Annotated in this window: 15 protein-coding genes; 10 read left to right on the forward strand and 5 right to left on the reverse strand. The window is 35.8% G+C overall.

Translation table 11 applies throughout. The features are described 5' to 3' along the window. Positions 1-104: 104 nt before the first annotated feature. Both MHH88_RS21955 and MHH88_RS21960 read left to right on the forward strand, forming a co-directional pair. On the forward strand, positions 105-2,054 hold the full coding sequence (locus MHH88_RS21955) for a methyl-accepting chemotaxis protein (RefSeq protein ID WP_339260677.1): 1,950 nt from the start codon (positions 105-107) through the stop codon (positions 2,052-2,054). A gap of 413 nt (positions 2,055-2,467) precedes the next feature. Continuing rightward, a complete protein-coding gene (locus MHH88_RS21960) occupies positions 2,468-4,036 on the forward strand; it encodes an IS1182 family transposase (RefSeq protein ID WP_339260679.1) in 1,569 nt (522 codons plus the stop codon). A 132-nt stretch (positions 4,037-4,168) separates the two neighbouring features. On the opposite strand, the gene MHH88_RS21965 is transcribed toward MHH88_RS21960, so the two are convergent. Then, a complete protein-coding gene (locus MHH88_RS21965; protein ID WP_103977914.1) occupies positions 4,169-4,591 on the reverse strand; it encodes a VOC family protein in 423 nt (140 codons plus the stop codon). A gap of 291 nt (positions 4,592-4,882) precedes the next feature. Between MHH88_RS21965 and guaC the strand changes: the two genes are divergently transcribed. Continuing rightward, positions 4,883-5,866: a GMP reductase gene (gene guaC, locus MHH88_RS21970; RefSeq protein ID WP_069514193.1), complete on the forward strand. Its 984-nt coding sequence runs from the start codon at positions 4,883-4,885 to the stop codon at positions 5,864-5,866. 214 nt (positions 5,867-6,080) lie between these two features. Here guaC and MHH88_RS21975 read toward each other — a convergent pair whose 3' ends face one another. Beyond that, the gene (locus tag MHH88_RS21975; RefSeq protein ID WP_107894950.1) at positions 6,081-6,305 is read right to left on the reverse strand and encodes a phosphate-starvation-inducible protein PsiE; all 225 of its coding nucleotides are present in this window, start codon (positions 6,303-6,305) and stop codon (positions 6,081-6,083) included. Positions 6,306-6,568: 263 nt separating this feature from the next. Between MHH88_RS21975 and psiE the strand changes: the two genes are divergently transcribed. After that, positions 6,569-7,018, forward strand: coding sequence for a phosphate-starvation-inducible protein PsiE (gene psiE, locus MHH88_RS21980; protein ID WP_069514187.1), 450 nt, complete (start codon positions 6,569-6,571; stop codon positions 7,016-7,018). A 19-nt stretch (positions 7,019-7,037) separates the two neighbouring features. On the opposite strand, the gene MHH88_RS21985 is transcribed toward psiE, so the two are convergent. Continuing rightward, on the reverse strand, positions 7,038-8,291 hold the full coding sequence (locus MHH88_RS21985; RefSeq protein ID WP_339260681.1) for a GNAT family N-acetyltransferase: 1,254 nt from the start codon (positions 8,289-8,291) through the stop codon (positions 7,038-7,040). Positions 8,292-8,623: 332 nt separating this feature from the next. Between MHH88_RS21985 and MHH88_RS21990 the strand changes: the two genes are divergently transcribed. Beyond that, positions 8,624-9,634, forward strand: a complete 1,011-nt coding sequence (locus MHH88_RS21990) for a hypothetical protein (protein WP_339260683.1) — start codon at positions 8,624-8,626, stop codon at positions 9,632-9,634. A 280-nt stretch (positions 9,635-9,914) separates the two neighbouring features. Then, entirely contained in the window at positions 9,915-11,057 is a 1,143-nt protein-coding gene (locus MHH88_RS21995) for a fused response regulator/phosphatase (protein WP_339260685.1), read from the forward strand. A 104-nt stretch (positions 11,058-11,161) separates the two neighbouring features. Here the strand turns inward: MHH88_RS21995 and MHH88_RS22000 are convergent, their stop codons facing one another. Both MHH88_RS22000 and MHH88_RS22005 read right to left on the reverse strand, forming a co-directional pair. Then, positions 11,162-12,016: a protein-glutamate O-methyltransferase CheR gene (locus MHH88_RS22000; RefSeq protein WP_339260687.1), complete on the reverse strand. Its 855-nt coding sequence runs from the start codon at positions 12,014-12,016 to the stop codon at positions 11,162-11,164. Between the two features lie 8 nt (positions 12,017-12,024). Then, on the reverse strand, positions 12,025-14,772 hold the full coding sequence (locus MHH88_RS22005; RefSeq protein ID WP_339260689.1) for a CHASE3 domain-containing protein: 2,748 nt from the start codon (positions 14,770-14,772) through the stop codon (positions 12,025-12,027). Positions 14,773-15,121: 349 nt separating this feature from the next. Here MHH88_RS22005 and MHH88_RS22010 point away from each other — a divergent pair, with 349 nt between their 5' ends. From MHH88_RS22010 to MHH88_RS22025, 4 genes are all read left to right on the forward strand, one after another. Further along, the gene (locus tag MHH88_RS22010; protein ID WP_339260691.1) at positions 15,122-16,312 is read left to right on the forward strand and encodes a M14 family metallopeptidase; all 1,191 of its coding nucleotides are present in this window, start codon (positions 15,122-15,124) and stop codon (positions 16,310-16,312) included. A 176-nt stretch (positions 16,313-16,488) separates the two neighbouring features. Continuing rightward, a complete protein-coding gene (locus MHH88_RS22015) occupies positions 16,489-16,818 on the forward strand; it encodes a PadR family transcriptional regulator (protein WP_069514166.1) in 330 nt (109 codons plus the stop codon). Beyond that, the gene (locus MHH88_RS22020) at positions 16,815-17,222 is read left to right on the forward strand and encodes a permease prefix domain 1-containing protein (RefSeq protein ID WP_024364301.1); all 408 of its coding nucleotides are present in this window, start codon (positions 16,815-16,817) and stop codon (positions 17,220-17,222) included. Before MHH88_RS22015 ends, MHH88_RS22020 begins: the two co-directional genes overlap by 4 nt. A 2-nt stretch (positions 17,223-17,224) precedes the next feature. Further along, positions 17,225-17,884: a hypothetical protein gene (locus tag MHH88_RS22025; RefSeq protein WP_339260694.1), complete on the forward strand. Its 660-nt coding sequence runs from the start codon at positions 17,225-17,227 to the stop codon at positions 17,882-17,884. Positions 17,885-17,887 lie beyond the last annotated feature (3 nt).

Here is a 17,887-nt window from a genome sequence, read left to right on the forward strand (position 1 = left end):
CTTAACTTTTATTGTATTTTTGTTAAAATTAGCTAGTCGTCTATTATTTACCTTCTTGGGAAAAAGTATAGAACAATAAAACATTTTTAGTGAGGATAATACAATTGACAAAACTAAGTTTACGGAAAAAGCTCATTTTTTCATTCTTAGCAATGCTTCTCATTCCAACATTATTAATCGGTATCATTTCTTACCAAAGCGCAGAGAAGCAAATTTCTAAGGAACAACAAACAAGTACAACTGAAAGTATTCGAATGCTTAATACGAATATTACCAGTACCATTAAGCCAAAGATTGAAGACATTCAATATTTTACTAAGAAACTTAATCAATCTTACTTACAAGAAAGTAAAGTGCCAGAGCTTAAATCACTATTTAAAGAGTACGTAAATATGCATCCAGAGATTGAACTTGTCTATTTTGGGACAAGTGAAGGCAAAATTCTCGATGAGCCCGCTCAACAATACCAAAACGACTTTGACCCACGAACAAGACCATGGTATACACAAGCAGTAAACAACAAAGGGCAGGTAGCGATTACAGCACCTTATATTTCACAAGGTACTGGTGACATGGTTATTACAATTACACAAGCATTGCCAGATAATTCTGGAGTCATCGGACTAGATCTCAATATATCTACATTAAGTGCCATTACGAATGATATTCGTATTGGAAAAACAGGCTTTGCCTCACTATTAGATGACAACAAACTCTATATTTCTCAACGTGGAAAAGAAAGTGGTTCCGAAGCTACTGAAAGTTATATCTCTAAAATTTATGAACAGGATAGTGGCACAATTATAGAAGCTGATCGACAGCTCCAATTTATCACAAATGAACTAACGGGTTGGAAGCTAGTCGGCACAATGTTCTCAGCCGAAGCAACAAAGGCGGCCGCTTCAACCTTTAATATGAACTTAATTATTATTGCGGTGTCCATTGTTGTGGGTGTGTTGTTTATGCTGGTCATGATCCGATCTGTCGTAAATCCAATTAATCGACTAAAACATAGTGCTTTAAAAATTAGTGAAGGCGATTTAACGGAATTTATCGAAATTCACTCTAAGGATGAAATTGGCTTACTTAGTGAAGCATTTATTTCAATGAAGGTGAACTTGAAAAACCTTATTCGCAATGTTGACCGCAGCGTCCAACATGTGCAAGAATCCGCACAAGGATTATCTGCCCATGCAGAGCAAAATATTGCTTCTTCAGAGCAGGTTTCACAAGCGATGCAACAAGTAGCGATTAGTGCAGAAAGACAGACAACAGGTATCGACCAAAATGCTATCTCTATTGAAGAAATTGCCCAAGGAATCGTTGAAGTAGCAGATAGCGCAATGCAAGTGACAGACCTTTCTAACCACGCGATTGTGCAAGCCGAAGAAGGTGGTCAATCTGTACAACGTACTGTAAATCAAATGATATCAATTAATGAATCCGTGACACAATCAGACAGAATGATTAAGTCCCTTTATGATCGTACAAAAGAAATTGGTTCAATATTAGAAATCATTAGTGCGATTTCAGACCAAACGAATTTACTAGCATTAAATGCTGCCATTGAGGCTGCTAGAGCAGGCGAGCACGGTAAAGGTTTTGCTGTCGTAGCGGATGAAGTAAGAAAATTAGCCGAGCAATCACATCAATCTGCTGAGCAAATTTCTTCGCTTATTACAGGGATTCAACAAGATACGGCTAAATCGGTGGAAACGATGGTCAAAGCTTCTTCTGATGTACATGAAGGTTTACAGCTATCCGAAGATACAAGTGAAAAATTCGCGAGCATTACTGAAAGTTTACGTAATATTGCACCGAAAATGGAAGGTATCTCTGCATCTGCCCAAGAAATATCGGCTGTAGTGGAAGAAGTTACTGCAACGGCAATCGAGCTAACTGATCATGCTAAAATGAATGCAGCAGCCTCTGAAGAAGTTGCCGCTTCAACTGAACAAACATTGTCCTCCATGCAGGAGATGACATCCGCAGCTAAAGCTTTACTCGATATGGCGGACGAATTACAAAGCTTTGTAGGCCGTTTTAAATATTAAAAAAAGAGGCTGGGACATAACTAAATTTAAGGAACAGAGGAAAGGTGTTCATAAATTTTTGCTATTATGTAGAACTTAGCTATTCTTGCTTTTGCAATAAATAAAAAATTAAAAGTGTTCACTAGTTGTTGGTAGCGGAGACGGTGACTCCTGCTCAGAACAGCACGCAATGTAAGACGCGGGCATTCCGCGCGCGTTAGCGAGGGTTGCGGCTTAAAGCTCCGTCGTAGCGGACAACAACGACATAGCAAAAAAGAGGCTGGGACAAAACCCTCCTCTGAAAACTAATAAGCCGTTGAAATTTTACGACGAGTAAAATTTCAACGGCTTTGATTATTTTTACATAAAAATAAGAACCACTTCTGATAAGATAAAAGTACACCACATACCAAATCTCTGAAAGAAGGGTTCTTATGTTCAAAAATTATAACATGAATCAATTAGTTTTGCCTTTAGATTTAGAAATGAAATTACAAAAGAATGACATTGCCTTCCATGTCCATCATTTAGTCGAAAGTATCCCGCCCGAAGCGTTTGAACCATTTCTTCGAAATGAGGGCTGTCCTGCCTATCATCCACGCATGATGCTTAAAATTATCTTATGTGCCTACACGCAATCCGTCTTCTCAGGGCGCCGAATGGAGGCGCTTTTAAAAGATAGTCTTCGGATGATGTGGCTAGCACAAGGGTATGAACCAACCTATCGCACAATCAACCGATTCCGTGTCCACCCAGAAGTCAAAGAGTTGATTCGACAATGCTTCGTTCAATTCCGCTGCCAGCTGGTACAGGAAGAATTAATTAATCAGGAAGCGATTTTTATTGATGGAACAAAAATTGAAGCGAATGCAAATAAATTTACATTCGTGTGGAAAAAGTCGATTGAGAAATATCATAACGGACTCATTGAAAAGTCCAACCAGCTATACAATGAGCTACTTGAAAAAGAAATCATACCCGAAATGGAACGGGAAAATGAACAGGAATTAGCATTGGAAGACCTTGACCAAATGGTCAAAAAAGTAGATGAAGTGATTTCTGAATACGATCGAAAAATTGAGGACTCATCGGATGTGGCAGAGCGAAAGGCTTTAAGAAAGGAACGAAAATTCCCAAAGCAAACGCGCAAACAATTAATCGACTATATGGAACGCAAACTAAAATATCAAAGAGACTTCGAAATCTTTGACGGACGAAATAGTTACTCGAAAACAGACCCGGATGCGACATTTATGCGTATGAAAGATGACTATATGAAAAATGGTCAATTGAAGGCAGGTTATAACATACAAGTAGCAACAGAAGGTCAGTATGCGCTTGCCTACAGCATTTTTTCGAATCCAACGGATACACGTACATTAATCCCATTTTTGGATGAAATCGAACAACATTATTTGAAGTTACCAAAACATATCGTAGCAGATGCTGGATATGGAAGTGAACAAAATTATGATGATATCCTTATGAACCGTAAGCGAGAAGCCTTAATCACATACAACATGTATGTAAAAGAACAGAGGAAACCGTATAAGCAAAACGAATTCAATACAGCGAACTGGGCTTATGATGAAGAAAATGATCGATATACTTGCCCAAACCAACAACAGCTTGAATTTAAATATCGTACCACGAAAACGGATAAGTATGAGTACACGCGTGAGTTTAAGGTATACGAATGTGAAGACTGTTCCGGCTGCCCCCTCCGTTCATTCTGTACAAAAGCAAAAGAAGGAACGAATCGAAAGTTAACAGTGAATGAGAAGTGGGAACAACAAAAAGAACATGTGAGAACAAAGCTTTCAGAAGAAAAAACGAGTACCATTTATCGTCAACGCAAAATTGACGTGGAACCTGTTTTTGGATTCTTGAAGGCTAATTTGCGTTTCACTCGATTTTCTGTACGAGGAAAATCGAAGGTTGATAACGAGATGGGTCTCGCATTAATGGCTGTGAATTTAAGAAAATTCACAGCCATTAGCTAAAAGCTATATGGAGACAACATAAAAAACAGAGAAATCCGAATTTGAATAAATTCAAATTCGGATTTCTCACTAATCGAAGCTAGTTATGTCCCAGCCTCTTTTTCTCTTTTGTCCCAGCCTCTTTCAATTTTCCTATTTAGCTTTTTCTTCATGGCTAAACTGCCACTCAATACCAAACTTATCTGTAAGTGAACCGTAACATTTACTCCAAAATGTTTCTTGGAGCTCCATCGTCACTTTGCCACCCTCTTTCAGTTTTTCAAACGCTTGTCGTAACTGCACTTCATCATCTGTCACAACGGCTAATGTTACATTGTTACCAATAGTGAACGGTGAACCTGGGAATGTATCCGAAAACATTACCGTACTACCTAAAATGGATAAGCGTGTGTGCATAACGAGATTTTTTGCTTCTTCCGGTAATGGATAGCTTGGATCACTTGGCGAATCTCCAAATGTCATTATTTCTGCCTTGTCCGTATTAAAAACTTGCTCATAAAATGTTACAGCCTCTCGACAATTGCCATTGAAAATTAAGTACACCTCTACTGCCATGCTCACCACTCCTCTGTCATTTATGAAACAACTCTATTGTACTTAGATAACGAACGATAAGCTAGTCTTATCATTAGGAAATCCTCAATAGTTTTACTTCTTTTCCACTTATTATACGGTCAAAAAAGCGTGTGCTTTTCTACGTTTTAGTACCTTTCTTGTCTCCAACTGGCTATTTTTTATTTATTTTGATAAAATCTTTGACTTTTCATTCAAAATCATGTAAATTACCAAATGGCGAACAATTTAAAATAAACATCGAATAATATTCGTATTTTAGGAGTGTATATAATGGATAACGTATTTGACTATGAAGATATTCAACTAATTCCCGCAAAATGTATTGTAAACAGTCGATCAGAATGTGATACATCTGTTACATTAGGCGGACACAAATTTAAATTACCTGTAGTCCCTGCAAACATGCAGACTATTATTGATGAAAGTATTGCCGCTAAGCTTGCTGAAAACGGTTACTTTTATATTATGCACCGTTTTAATCCCGAAACGCGTATTAGCTTCATTAAAGATATGCAAAGCCGTGGCCTAATTGCTTCTATTAGTGTCGGTGTAAAAGATGAAGAATATACATTTGTAGAAGAATTAGCAAGTGCTGGCTTAGTTCCAGAATTTATTACAATTGATATTGCACATGGTCATTCAAACGCTGTCATTCGTATGATTCAACATATTAAACAACATTTACCAAATAGCTTTGTTATTGCTGGTAATGTTGGTACACCTGAAGCAGTACGTGAGCTTGAAAATGCTGGAGCAGATGCAACAAAAGTTGGTATTGGGCCAGGTAAAGTTTGTATTACAAAAATTAAAACCGGTTTTGGCACAGGAGGTTGGCAGTTAGCAGCACTACGTTGGTGTGCAAAAGCTGCAACGAAACCAATTATTGCGGACGGTGGTATCCGCACAAATGGTGATATTGCAAAATCTGTACGTTTCGGTGCTTCAATGGTCATGATTGGTTCTTTATTTGCAGGTCATGAGGAATCGCCAGGTGAAACGATTGAAATCGATGGCAAAATAGTAAAAGAATACTTCGGCTCTGCATCAGAATTCCAAAAAGGTGAGAAGAAAAATGTCGAAGGTAAAAAAATGTTTGTAGAACATAAAGGTAGCCTAAAAGATACGTTAATTGAAATGCAACAAGACCTTCAATCATCTATTTCTTATGCTGGTGGCACAAAGCTAGAGGCTATTCGCAATGTAGATTACGTTATTGTAAAAAATTCTATTTTTAACGGCGATAAAGTTTACTAAGCACTATAAAAGTACCCGATAGGATAGATAATAATCTATCTTATCGGGTACTTTTCACTTTCATACTATTATGGCGAATGTTGATAATTCTACTAATGCACTTGTATGCCGTATACAAAGAAACAAGCCCCCACACTCAAAGCACAGTGAAAGGGGCTTGCCTGTTTGAAGTACATCTTGATGCTTTCCGAATCGCCTTTAAAAAGCTTAGAAATTACAGCTTGTTGATCACAGCATGTAAAGTTTCTTGTAATTCTGCATCATGATCAGAAAGGTCCACAAGGTTACCTAAACGCTCACGTAATACAGGACGTTCAATGACTAATTTCTCGTCAAGAACTTGTACTAATAACTCAATAATAAGACGGTCACGAACATTTAACGCCTCTTCTAAACGCTCTGGTGTAATTTTCGCATCAGATTTTGCAGCTTTTGCCATTTAAAAAAACCCCTTTTATTTTATATTCATGCAACTCTATTTTATCATACAGCCTAAATTTTTTAAAAACTTTCTTTTACAATACTATACAGTTATTTACAGTATTACGCATCTTCTGTTTACGTTATCATGTTATATTCAATAAAAGTAAGAAAATACACTAAATAGCTCAAATTTTTATGAAAGTGCGATTCTCTTTACGACGTTTCATTCATATTATATAAGATAAATATTATGTTTAAATAAGAAGATGGAGGAATTACATGAATCAAAAGCATAATACGTATCAACAACTTGTCAAAGCTGTCCCAAAATCTTTACAATTATTTCTCAACGTCTGCCTTGTGTTATTAGCACTTATATTGTCCTTCCTGCTGATGAAAGAGCTTATTGAGTTTCTAAACATCTTATTAACAGGCGGTACAAGTGACTATAAACTTTTCCTAGCAAATATTCTTATTTTCTTTTTGTATTTTGAATTTATTACAATGATTATTAAGTACTTTAAAGAGGATTACCATTTCCCGCTAAGATACTTTATCTATATTGGGATTACAGCGATGATTCGCTTAATCATTGTCGAACACGATCATGCCATTAACACATTAATCTATGCCCTTATTATTTTAATATTAATTATTAGCTATTTTATTATTAATATTACACCTTTAGAAAGACCCGTTCGTTCATCCATTCTAATGAAAAAGGATTAGCACTTACACCTTTCTACTATTAGAATGCTGTTACACACGTTGGTTTATTCAACACAAAGAAGAATTTGTGCAATTCCTGTAAAAACTGTTCATCACTAACCTTTAGCATGCCGAGCATAAATAATTCTTGAACCGTCACCACGCCCATCACTAGCGAAGAAAGCTCCGCAATATCAATCGTCATTTCTACATCATAGTGTGCGTTTTCTAACATCTCCAGAACGCCATCTACCGCTCTTATTATAAGAGGCTTATTATTTTCTTCTAACAACGAATCACAAACAGTCAGCTTAAACGTTATATTGCTATTATTAAAATGATGTTGCTTTAGTTCCTGAAAGAAACCTTTTACATTGATTATCCGATACATTAAACCAATACCTACAATAGCATTGGCATGGTATACACTCGGGATTAAATGATTGGATTCATTGCGTACATCTCCTAAAAAGAAATGAATATTGTCATCCTGTGTATGCCATTCAATTCGATTTACTTGATCTGCCTGACTATTTAAAAACGTACTAAGCTCCAATAAAGCCTCGGGTGTTTCATATAGAAATTCTTTTATAACCATATTATTCAGCAAAAAATTCGACTCACTTTGCTTTTTAAACGAAAATACGATATAGCCTTCTATATGGTCATCTTTGTCGACTGCAATAATATAGTTTTGCGAATTTTGAAAAATGTTATCCAACTCATGTTTTGTTTTTAAAAACATACCATGCTTTTTCAGTGCTATTCTGTTATAACAATCTTCCAGCAATTGCTGCTCCTGTTGATGTAAATATTTAAGATGCTGTTTGGTTGATCCTTTTGGAAAGCTTGATGGTTGCACGGAATATTGGTACATTTTCGGTCCATAGCCAAAGCCCATTTTTTTATAAAAATCAGGTCTAAATGGATATAAGGCAACGATGTGCACATCTTTCTCTAAAAAAATTTGATAGAAATGGTCGATTAGTTCTTTTGCAACTCGCTCTTTTTTATGCAGTAAGTCTACTGCAACTTGACCAACACCACCGATTGGAATGATATTCGAAAATAAGTTCATTTTAAAATCATGGATACGCATACCACCCAATAAACTGTCATTTTCCCATAGTCCATAATAATTTATAGTTGGTTCATTGCTCATGTTATGCTTAAAAATGGAGACTAATCGCTCTCTTGTTTGTGGAGAAGTTTGCACAACTCCCGGATAAGCACCAATCACAATATCTACATATTTTAAAACTTCTTCTTCTTGAATTTTCTTTACTATTCGCATTTACACCCTCCTATTGTAATAAAAATATTTGGCTGAATGCCATTTGCTTTCACATTAATTCCCGCCCCTATTAATAACATATATTACCACACACGATTCATTCCTGTATGATAACTGTAGAGCATTACAAAAACTGAAAAAAGCGTGTCGATAAGAATGTGCCTTCCAAGGCAAGGTACTGTTTGGTTCCCCCAAATATCAATACTTTCGCTGGGAAATGCAAAACAGGGAGCATAGGAGTTGCCTCAAAAATGATGTGTTGAAACGCTATTTCATTTGCTTCTAACCACGTTGTTAAGGCTATATACATGACTATAAGGAGGATGACAAAGTTGGATTTAATTGATGCCTATATTTATGAAGTCGTTCGAAGGATTCCTAAAAATAAAAGGGACGCGATTGGAGTTGAATTAAAATCTACAATTGAAGATATGTTACCTGATGATTTTTCAGAATTAGAGGTCAAAGAGGCTCTTTTAAAACTTGGAGACCCAGCAAAACTTGCAGCGAGCTACCATGAGGGACCGAAATATTTAATTGGCCCTGAACTGTACAGCACTTACATGCAGACAATTAAAATAGTGCTTCCTTGGGCAATCCTTATTACAATAATTGTACTTCTTGTAAAAAGTATTTTTTCCTTCCCTGCGGATGGATTGCTGTTGTCTGCTATTATTCAAACCATTTCTATAACGATTACCACTATTATTGAAGTAATATTACAAGTACTGTTTTGGGTTACCATTGCCTTTATCATAACGGAACGCTATGGTAACACGAAAGATCCACTATTCTTTATGAAAAGCACAAAAGAATGGACACCGGAAGATTTAAAGAAAACAAAAATTATTCAAAAGGACAATTATATACCACTTACTGATATTATCTTTAGCATATTAGGAATAGCCATTTTTACATTTGTTTATTTGAATGCCGCTCATTTGATTGGAATTTACTCTTCGGATGAAAGAAGTGGCTTAAAATTTGTTATGCCTATTTTCAACCAAGATACCCTCTTGTCGTTTAGACCCATTATTTTATTTTGTATCGTTTTAAGTATGGCTTTAACCATTTATAAATGGAAGGTTAGACAATGGACCTTGCCGATTGCCATTATAAGTGCCGTTCTTCAATTTATTGGTACAATTGTGTTGATTGTCATGGCAAATCAGCCTGATATCATTCATAGTGCTGCAATACCCTATATGGCGGCCATTATGGAAACCACTTCTACAAAGATTTTGTTTACGCTAGATCGCATACTGCTTGTCGTCATTACCCTTACGATTCTAGCAAGTGCATTTGATATTTATAGTGGTTTTAAAAAGGCTAAAAAGCGCTAAAAATCTTTGTGAAAAATAGTTTAAATCACCAAACAGAAAGGGTAATAAATTAATATTCATTATTTTGCTATTTTTTCACTACTCGTCGTGATTTTCATCTATAGTAAACAGAGGTTTATCTATAAAAAAGCAAACTTATTTCCTAGTAAAATATACCTTAAATTCATTAAAATACCGTTATTCTCTACTATTTTGTATAATAATGATGTTAAGAGTATTTTTAATACAATTTATAATCTGCACTTCATCAATGGTTCAAGCAGAATAAGGGGAAAAAACTATGACAATTCTTCTTGTAGATGACAATGCCGTCAATCTATTCGTAATTGAAAAAATCTTAAAAAATGCAGGTTATGATAACTGTGTATCTCTTTCATCAGCTTATGAACTTTTCGACTATCTTGAGTTAGATGCAAAAAATCCCGCAGGTACTTCTGTTGAGCTGATTTTGTTAGATATTATGATGCCTGAAATAGATGGGATTGAAGCTTGCAAACGGATAAAACAAAATGAAAAATTCAAAGATATTCAAATTATTTTCGTTACAGCATTAGAAGATAAAAACAAGCTTGCGGAAGCACTCGATATCGGAGGGGTTGATTATATTACAAAGCCCATCAATAAGACGGAACTGCTTGCAAGAATTCGTGTTGCTCTAAGATTAAAGGCTGAATTAGATTGGCATATGAAACAAGAAATGAAAATCAAGTATGAATTAGATTTAGCTACACGTGTACAACGCAGTTTACTAAGTGCACCTTTAACTGAAGATCATATTCAAATCGAGGTATCCTACCTCCCCTCTTCAAATTTAGCAGGGGATATGTACTATTGGTATAAAATTAACGATCACCGTTACGCGGTTATTTTACTCGATATGATGGGTCACGGTATACCAGCAGCACTCGTTTGTATGTTTATCTCTTCGGTCCTAAGAGAAGCGGTCAAACAGTTGGTGGAGCCCGAGCTCGTTATTAAGGAATTGAATCGTTATATGACGCTTCTACAAAATGCAAAGGAAGAAAATATTCATTACTTTACAGCTATTTACATAGTGATTGATACGGAACAAAAAACAATTGAATATGTTAACGCTGGCCATCCTGCTGGCTACGCACTTGTTGATGAAGCAACACTTGTTCCTTTAAACCAAGGAAGCTGCGCTGTCGGCTTTTTTGAAGAAATAAAGGTGCAAAAACAAACTATTAAATATCATAAGGATGTTCAAATTGTTTTATATACCGATGGAGTTTTAGAAGCAATGGGACCCTGTGAAATAGAGTCTGAGAAACAGTTACAAAAGCTAACCTCAAGCAAATGGAATTATACACAATGTCTGATAGATAATTTACTACCTAAAGAAAAACAAAAAAATCAACCAGACGATATGTGTGTATTAATGATTCAAGCACAAGCAAAGTAAACTTAGAAGACAACAAAAATCCGCATACACGCTGTTGCAGACAATCAAGCGTTTACGATTATCTGCAACAGAACGTATAGCGGATTTTTTGATATGGCTAACTTCTATTTTTTTTGATAAATTTTTTCTATGGCGACAGTTTCTTTATATTTTGAAATAATCCCTTCACAACGTAGCGTCTCCTTATCTCCTAAGCATAAAAACCCATCTTGGCTTAGGCTATCGTAAAATAAATGATGTACTTGGCTTTGTAGAGCAGGAGAAAAATAAATTAAAACATTGCGGCAGACAATTACATGAAATTCATTAAAAGATTGATCTGTCACTAAATTATGCTGTGCAAAAATAATATTTTTTAAAAGTTCCGGATGGAAATAGGCGTATTGATAGTCTGTTTTATAGTATTCCGAAAAAGCATGATTACCACCCGCAAGCATATAATTCGTTGTATATGCTTGCATTTTTTTTATTGAGAAAGCACCCTTTTTCGCCTTTTCTAACACATGCTCATTCATATCGGTAGCGTAAATCACAGACCTATCTATTAGTCCTTCTTCCTGTAATAATATAGCCATTGAATATACCTCTTCGCCTGTAGCACATCCTGCATGCCATATACGAATTTCTGGGTACTGTCTTAAATAAGGAACAACTTCTTTACGGAACGCTTTAAAAAAGCTAGGATTACGAAACATCTCCGTGACATTGATAGAAAAATCATTCAAGAGCTGCTCCAAAAAACTTTCTTCATGTATCGCTTTTTCTTGTACTCGCGAAATCGTCGGTATATTACTCACCCTCATGCGATTATAAATCCGACGAGATATAGATGAACGATTATATTGTCGAAAATCAAAACCAGATAAACGATAGATGGCTTCAAGTAGTAACTCAATTTCCATATCTGCGTGCTTATTCATTTGTTGCTTTAGCTCAAAATTTTGGAATTGATTATCCATGCTTATTTTTAACTCCCTTTAGAAACTAGCCATACGCGTAAGACCGATACTAATTGATCTAGATTTAACGGCTTACTAATATAATCAGATGCACCTGCTTCTAGAGATTTATCACGATCTGTACTCATTGCTTTTGCTGTTAAAGCGATAATTGGCAAATCTGTAAGCTTCATTTTCGTACGAATAATAGACATTGCTTCATATCCATCCATATTCGGCATCATAATATCCATCAGAATAAGATCTATTTTATGATTTTTCTCCATAATCTCTAAACATTCTAATCCATCTTTAGCAACGAGAATATTCATACCTCTTTTTTCAAGTGCTGCTTTCAATGCATAAATATTACGATAATCATCATCTACGATTAAAATATTTTTCCCTTGAAACACTTCTACTTCTTGTGGGGAAACCTGATAGCTTTCCTCTACTGGCTCTTCCACTTCTTCAACAAAGTCGTCGGCTTCCAGTGTAGCGACCACTTCAACATAAGCGGAATCTATGGCTGTCGTATTTAAGCCATTAGGTAAACTTGGAATAGTCAGCGTAAAGCTACTGCCTTTCCCTTCTTCACTTTGTAATGCAACCCAACCTCCAAGTAATTTTGCAAATTCCTTACAAATGGATAATCCAAGACCTGTTCCACCATATTTACGTACAGTAGCCCCATCTGCTTGTTGGAAGGATTCAAAGATTAGCTGATGCTTGTCCTTTGGAATACCTATTCCCGTATCAGATACCGTAATTTCAAGCCATTCTGTGCTTACTTCTTGCATATTAGTTGTTAGTTGTTGATGATCCAGCTGCTTAATATCTAAATGTACATAACCCTGTTCCGTAAATTTCAATGCATTTGACAATAAATTTTTTAAAATTTGTTGGAATCTCTTTTCGTCTGTATAGAAAATATCGACTACGTTTGCTGCTTTCGAAATATGCAATTCTAAATTCTTTTTCTTAGCTACTGGCGCAAAGACTTGCTCTAGTTGCATTGGCAATTCACTCATATTTACTTCGTCAAAAATAATTTCAATTTTACCAGCCTCAACCTTTGATATATCTAAAATATCATTGATTAATGCAAGTAGATCCTCACCAGAAGAATGAATGACTCTTGCAAATTCCATCTCTTCTTCCGTTAAATTATCGTTGCCATTCTCCGATAACATTTCAGATAAAATTAAAATGCTATTTAATGGTGTTCGTAATTCGTGGGACATGTTGGCTAAAAACTGAGATTTGTAATTAGAGTTTAATACAAGTTGCTCCGCACTATCTTCTAAGTCTTTTTTTGCGCTCTCTAATTCTTTCGTTTTCATTTCAGCTTCTTTTGTTCTTTCTTCTAGCTGTTCATTGATCATCGTGAGCTCTTCTGTTTGCATTTGTAATTCTTCCGATTGCGTTTGTAGCTCTTCTGATTGGACTTGTAGTTCCTCTGTCATGGCTCTTGATTCATTTAATAGTCGAACAATTTCCATACGTCCTAAAATGCTGTTGACCGTTAATCCAAATGTTTCGATTACTTGGTTCACCAATTCCTGCTGTAAAGCTGTATAACTCTTCATCGTCGCAAGTTCTACAACAGCTATAACCTCATCTTCGAATATAATAGGGAAAATAAAAATACTCTTTGGTGGCGCTTCACCTAAGCCTGTTCCGATTAAACGATAATCTTGCGAAACATCTTGATTAATGAAAACCTTTTTTTCAAGCGCACATTGACCAATTAAACCTTGTCCCATTTTAAATTGTGCAATACCAACATTCTCTCCAACATCAGCAAAGGACGCTTTCTTCACAAAACAGACTTCGTTATTTTGCATTTCTCGCACATAAAATGCACCAAAAGACGATTGCGTTTTTTGCGCCATTTCTGAAAGAAAAGTTTCAGCCAATTTCGTGATAGCAGAAATACCTTGATATTTCGTAACGATTTCCGCGATATTAGCTTGTAGCCATTCTCTTCGCTCAAGTGTATCTAATAACTCATTTGTCGCATCTGCCAGCGCATTAATTTCGTCGTTCGTTTTAACGTGAATCCTTGTTCGATGGTTACCTTTTGAAGCAGCAATTTCTTGAATTGTTTGTGTGACCTCTGTTATTGTTTTAACGATTGAACGTGAAATCCCACTAGCTATAACAATCGCAATAAAAGATACAAGCACTAAGATGCCAAACAATGCCGTTGTTAAATTACTATTCGTCTTGTCTAACTGTTTTGCTTTAGCTTGCGTAAATGCGTTCTCATCTGCACGGAAAGCGTCAAACTGCTTTCGCATCGTGTCCATATCTTTGCGACCAACATCGACTTTAAAAAATTCTTGTAATGCTGCGGTATTCTTTTCTTTTTTTAATTTTATTGTCGGTTCACCAGATGTCGCTATCCAATGTTCTATCGTTGCCTTAATCGCATCTAACTTCTTTTGTTGATTGCCTCTATCCTCTAATAACTGATAGAGTTCATTATAGTCAATCTTCCAATTTTCTTCGGCATTTTCGTATGGCTCTAAATAGCTCGAATCACCTGTAATAATATAACCTCGTTGGCTCGTTTCCATATCTAAAATATATTTTTCAATACGATTAGTAAGTGTTTGAACTTGAGAATCATATTTAATAATAAAATTCCTTTCCTTTTGTAGGGAAGTAATTTGATTGTTTAATATAATCACTGAAGCAAGTAAACAAAGAATAATCACTACATAGCCGAGGGTAATCTTAGTCCGTATACCCATTTTCATTTTTTTATCCATTGTATTCCCTACCTTTGCCTGTCCTATCAATATATTAACAGTATAATGATGGAATTCAAATTGACAGAGTACCTTCACTTTTCATGACATCTAATTAAATTGCATATTTATAAATTTAGGAAATTTATTCTCCTCTACTTATTTCCCCCCATCAAAGCCATTTAATCTACTCATTTCAAAAATACCCGCTAACAATTAATGAAAATTTGTCTATTTATACATTTCTATTTATATTCATTATTTTGTCGACAAATTAAAGAAAGTCTTTGTTTTTAGAATTTGTTAATAAGCATTTTATAATTTCATATACATCTTATATTGAATGATTTTGAAATAAGGGGAGAAAAATGTGGATATATTTATTAGACCTGGTGATTCACTGTGGTATTTCAGCGATTTGTTTAAAATACCCCTTCAACTACTCTTGGACTCCAATCGAAATATCAACCCTCAACTACTTCAAGTAGGACAACGCATTCAAATACCTGGTTATGTAACAACTAGTTATACCATTACCCAAGGCGACTCTTTGTGGCAAATCGCCCAAAGTAAAAATCTTCCGCTCAATGCCATTTTACTTGTCAATCCAGAAATCCAGCCAAGTCGACTACGCATTGGGCAGACAATACAAGTTCCTCAAAGGCTAACTTGGCGGCTCGTAAACGGCCAGCAAAATTATGATTACAGCATGATGATGAATGATATAAAAAAACTACAAACCGCCTATCCATTTCTTCAAAGCACACCCATTGGCAACTCCGTTTTAGCACAACCAATCCCTGAGATTTTAATTGGAAACGGCTCAAAACGCATACATTACAACGGTTCCTTTCATGCAAATGAATGGATTACTACACCAACCATCATGACTTTTCTAAACGACTATTTACTCGCACTAACAAATCAAACGACCATTAGAGGGCTCTCGATGGGGTCACTTTATAACCAAACAACGCTATCACTAGTCCCGATGGTTAACCCCGATGGCGTCAATTTAGTTATCAATGGTCCACCAGCTAATGAAGCATTAAAAAATAAACTAATTGCTTGGAATAATAACAGTACAAACTTTTCTGGATGGAAGGCGAACATTAATGGTGTTGATTTAAACGACCAATTTCCTGCAAAGTGGGAGCTTGAAAATGCACGCAATCCACAAACTCCAGGACCACGTGATTATGGAGGAGAGGCTCCGTTGACCCAGCCAGAAGCTATTGCTATGGCCGATTTAACAAGGAACAGCAATTTTGCTTGGGTTTTAGCATTTCATACGCAAGGCAGGGTCATTTATTGGGGATTTGAAAATCTTGAACCACCTGAATCACAAACAATGGTAGAAGAATTTAGCAGAGTAAGTGGTTATGAACCCATTCAATCTGCAAATAGCTATGCTGGTTATAAAGATTGGTTTATTCAAGATTGGCGCAGACCAGGCTTCACTGTAGAGCTAGGTAGCGGTACAAACCCGCTGCCAATTAGGCAGTTCGATACTATATACCAAGAAGCGTTAGGTATTTTTTTAGCCGGATTGTATTTATAACAACACATTTTGCTTTATAAACGTAACGAAGCCGACCATTCAGGATACTTGTCCTACTTGGTCGGCTTTTATTTTTTCATTTTTTCTATAAAGTACCAATCATTACTTTGACAGATAGAGTAATCTTTGCTAATATTACTCCATCAGATAGAGCAATAATTTTAAGTAGGTGACGTATGGTTCGAAGTGACATTATCCGTGGACACTTGGATTCAATTATTTTGCGGCTAATTTTAGAGAAGGATCGCTATGGTTACGAAATTTCCCAAGAAATAAGCATCCGGACAAATAATCGTTTTCAAATTAAAGAAGCAACTCTATACGCTGTATTTCAACGTTTAGAAAAAAAAGAAGTAATTGAAGCCTATTATGGCGATGTATCGCACGGAGGCAAAAGAAAATATTATCGTATTACCTCATTAGGCAGGGCTTATTTAAGCGAGCTTGTAAAAGAATGGGCAGAAGTGAAGGAAATTATCGACTTATTTATGGAGGGCTTAGAATGAAAAAAATTAAACATCATATTGATGAGCTATTTAAAGACATGCCACGCAATACTGAAACAGAAATGGTGAAGCAGGAAATCATCGAAAACCTTGAAGAAAAAGTATTTTATTTAATGGAGCAAGGGAAGGAAGAAGAGGATGCCATCAATAAAGCAATCGTTGAATTTGGCGATATTGAAGATTTAAAAAAGGAATTGGGTGTAAAAGAGCCTGAAAAGAAAAGTATGGCTAAGTTAAATTTAGAATTTTCGCTATGGGGAAGTGGCTTAATAGCAGCGTTTTTTATTTTTATCAATCTTTATTACACACCCAATACCATTTGGGCAATCTACCCGATTTTCGCAATACTATGGTGGCCCCTTTCGATGTACTTCGTCTGGTCACGTAAGAAATGGAGTGAGTAAATATGAAACATTTTATTAGTTTTTCGGTTGTTGGCAGTTTGATGACTATGCTATTTTTAGGAATTGTTAATTATACAACAACCCCTCAAACAGTATGGTTTATTTACCCGTGTATATTGCTGTTGCTATGGCCAATCACTTTATATTTCATGTCAAAAAAACTATATAAACAATACGCCGTCATTTGTAGCGCCATGGTTATTGCTTTTCTCATTATTGAAAATCTATTGTATTCACCGCAGCATTTATGGTTTATCTATGCTATTTATCCGATAGTATGGTGGCCCATTCTTATGTATTTAGAGGAAAAAGCGAAATCATTGAATATTGCACTGATTGGCTGTGCAAGCACCATCTTCTATTATTCTTTCATTAATTTCATCATGTCCCCACAATATCCTTGGGCGATTTACCCAGCATTTTTAGTGATATGGTGGCCATTAGCTCTATATCATGCTCAAAAAAGGACGTTTGTTGCCTTCTCGGTTTATGCTAGCTTACACATCAGTATCTTTTTTATTATCGTCAACATTGTTTCTTCACCAAGTGTAATTTGGGCGATCTACCCAATATTCTTAGTTCTTTGGTGGCCATTAAGTATGTATTTTTATGTTTACAAAAGAAGACTTTATCAAAGTTCTACAATAAAGAAAGATTATTAAACG

Origin of the sequence: Lysinibacillus sp. FSL K6-3209, from assembly GCF_037976175.1 — a bacterium.
GTDB classification, from domain to species: domain Bacteria; phylum Bacillota; class Bacilli; order Bacillales_A; family Planococcaceae; genus Lysinibacillus; species Lysinibacillus sphaericus_D.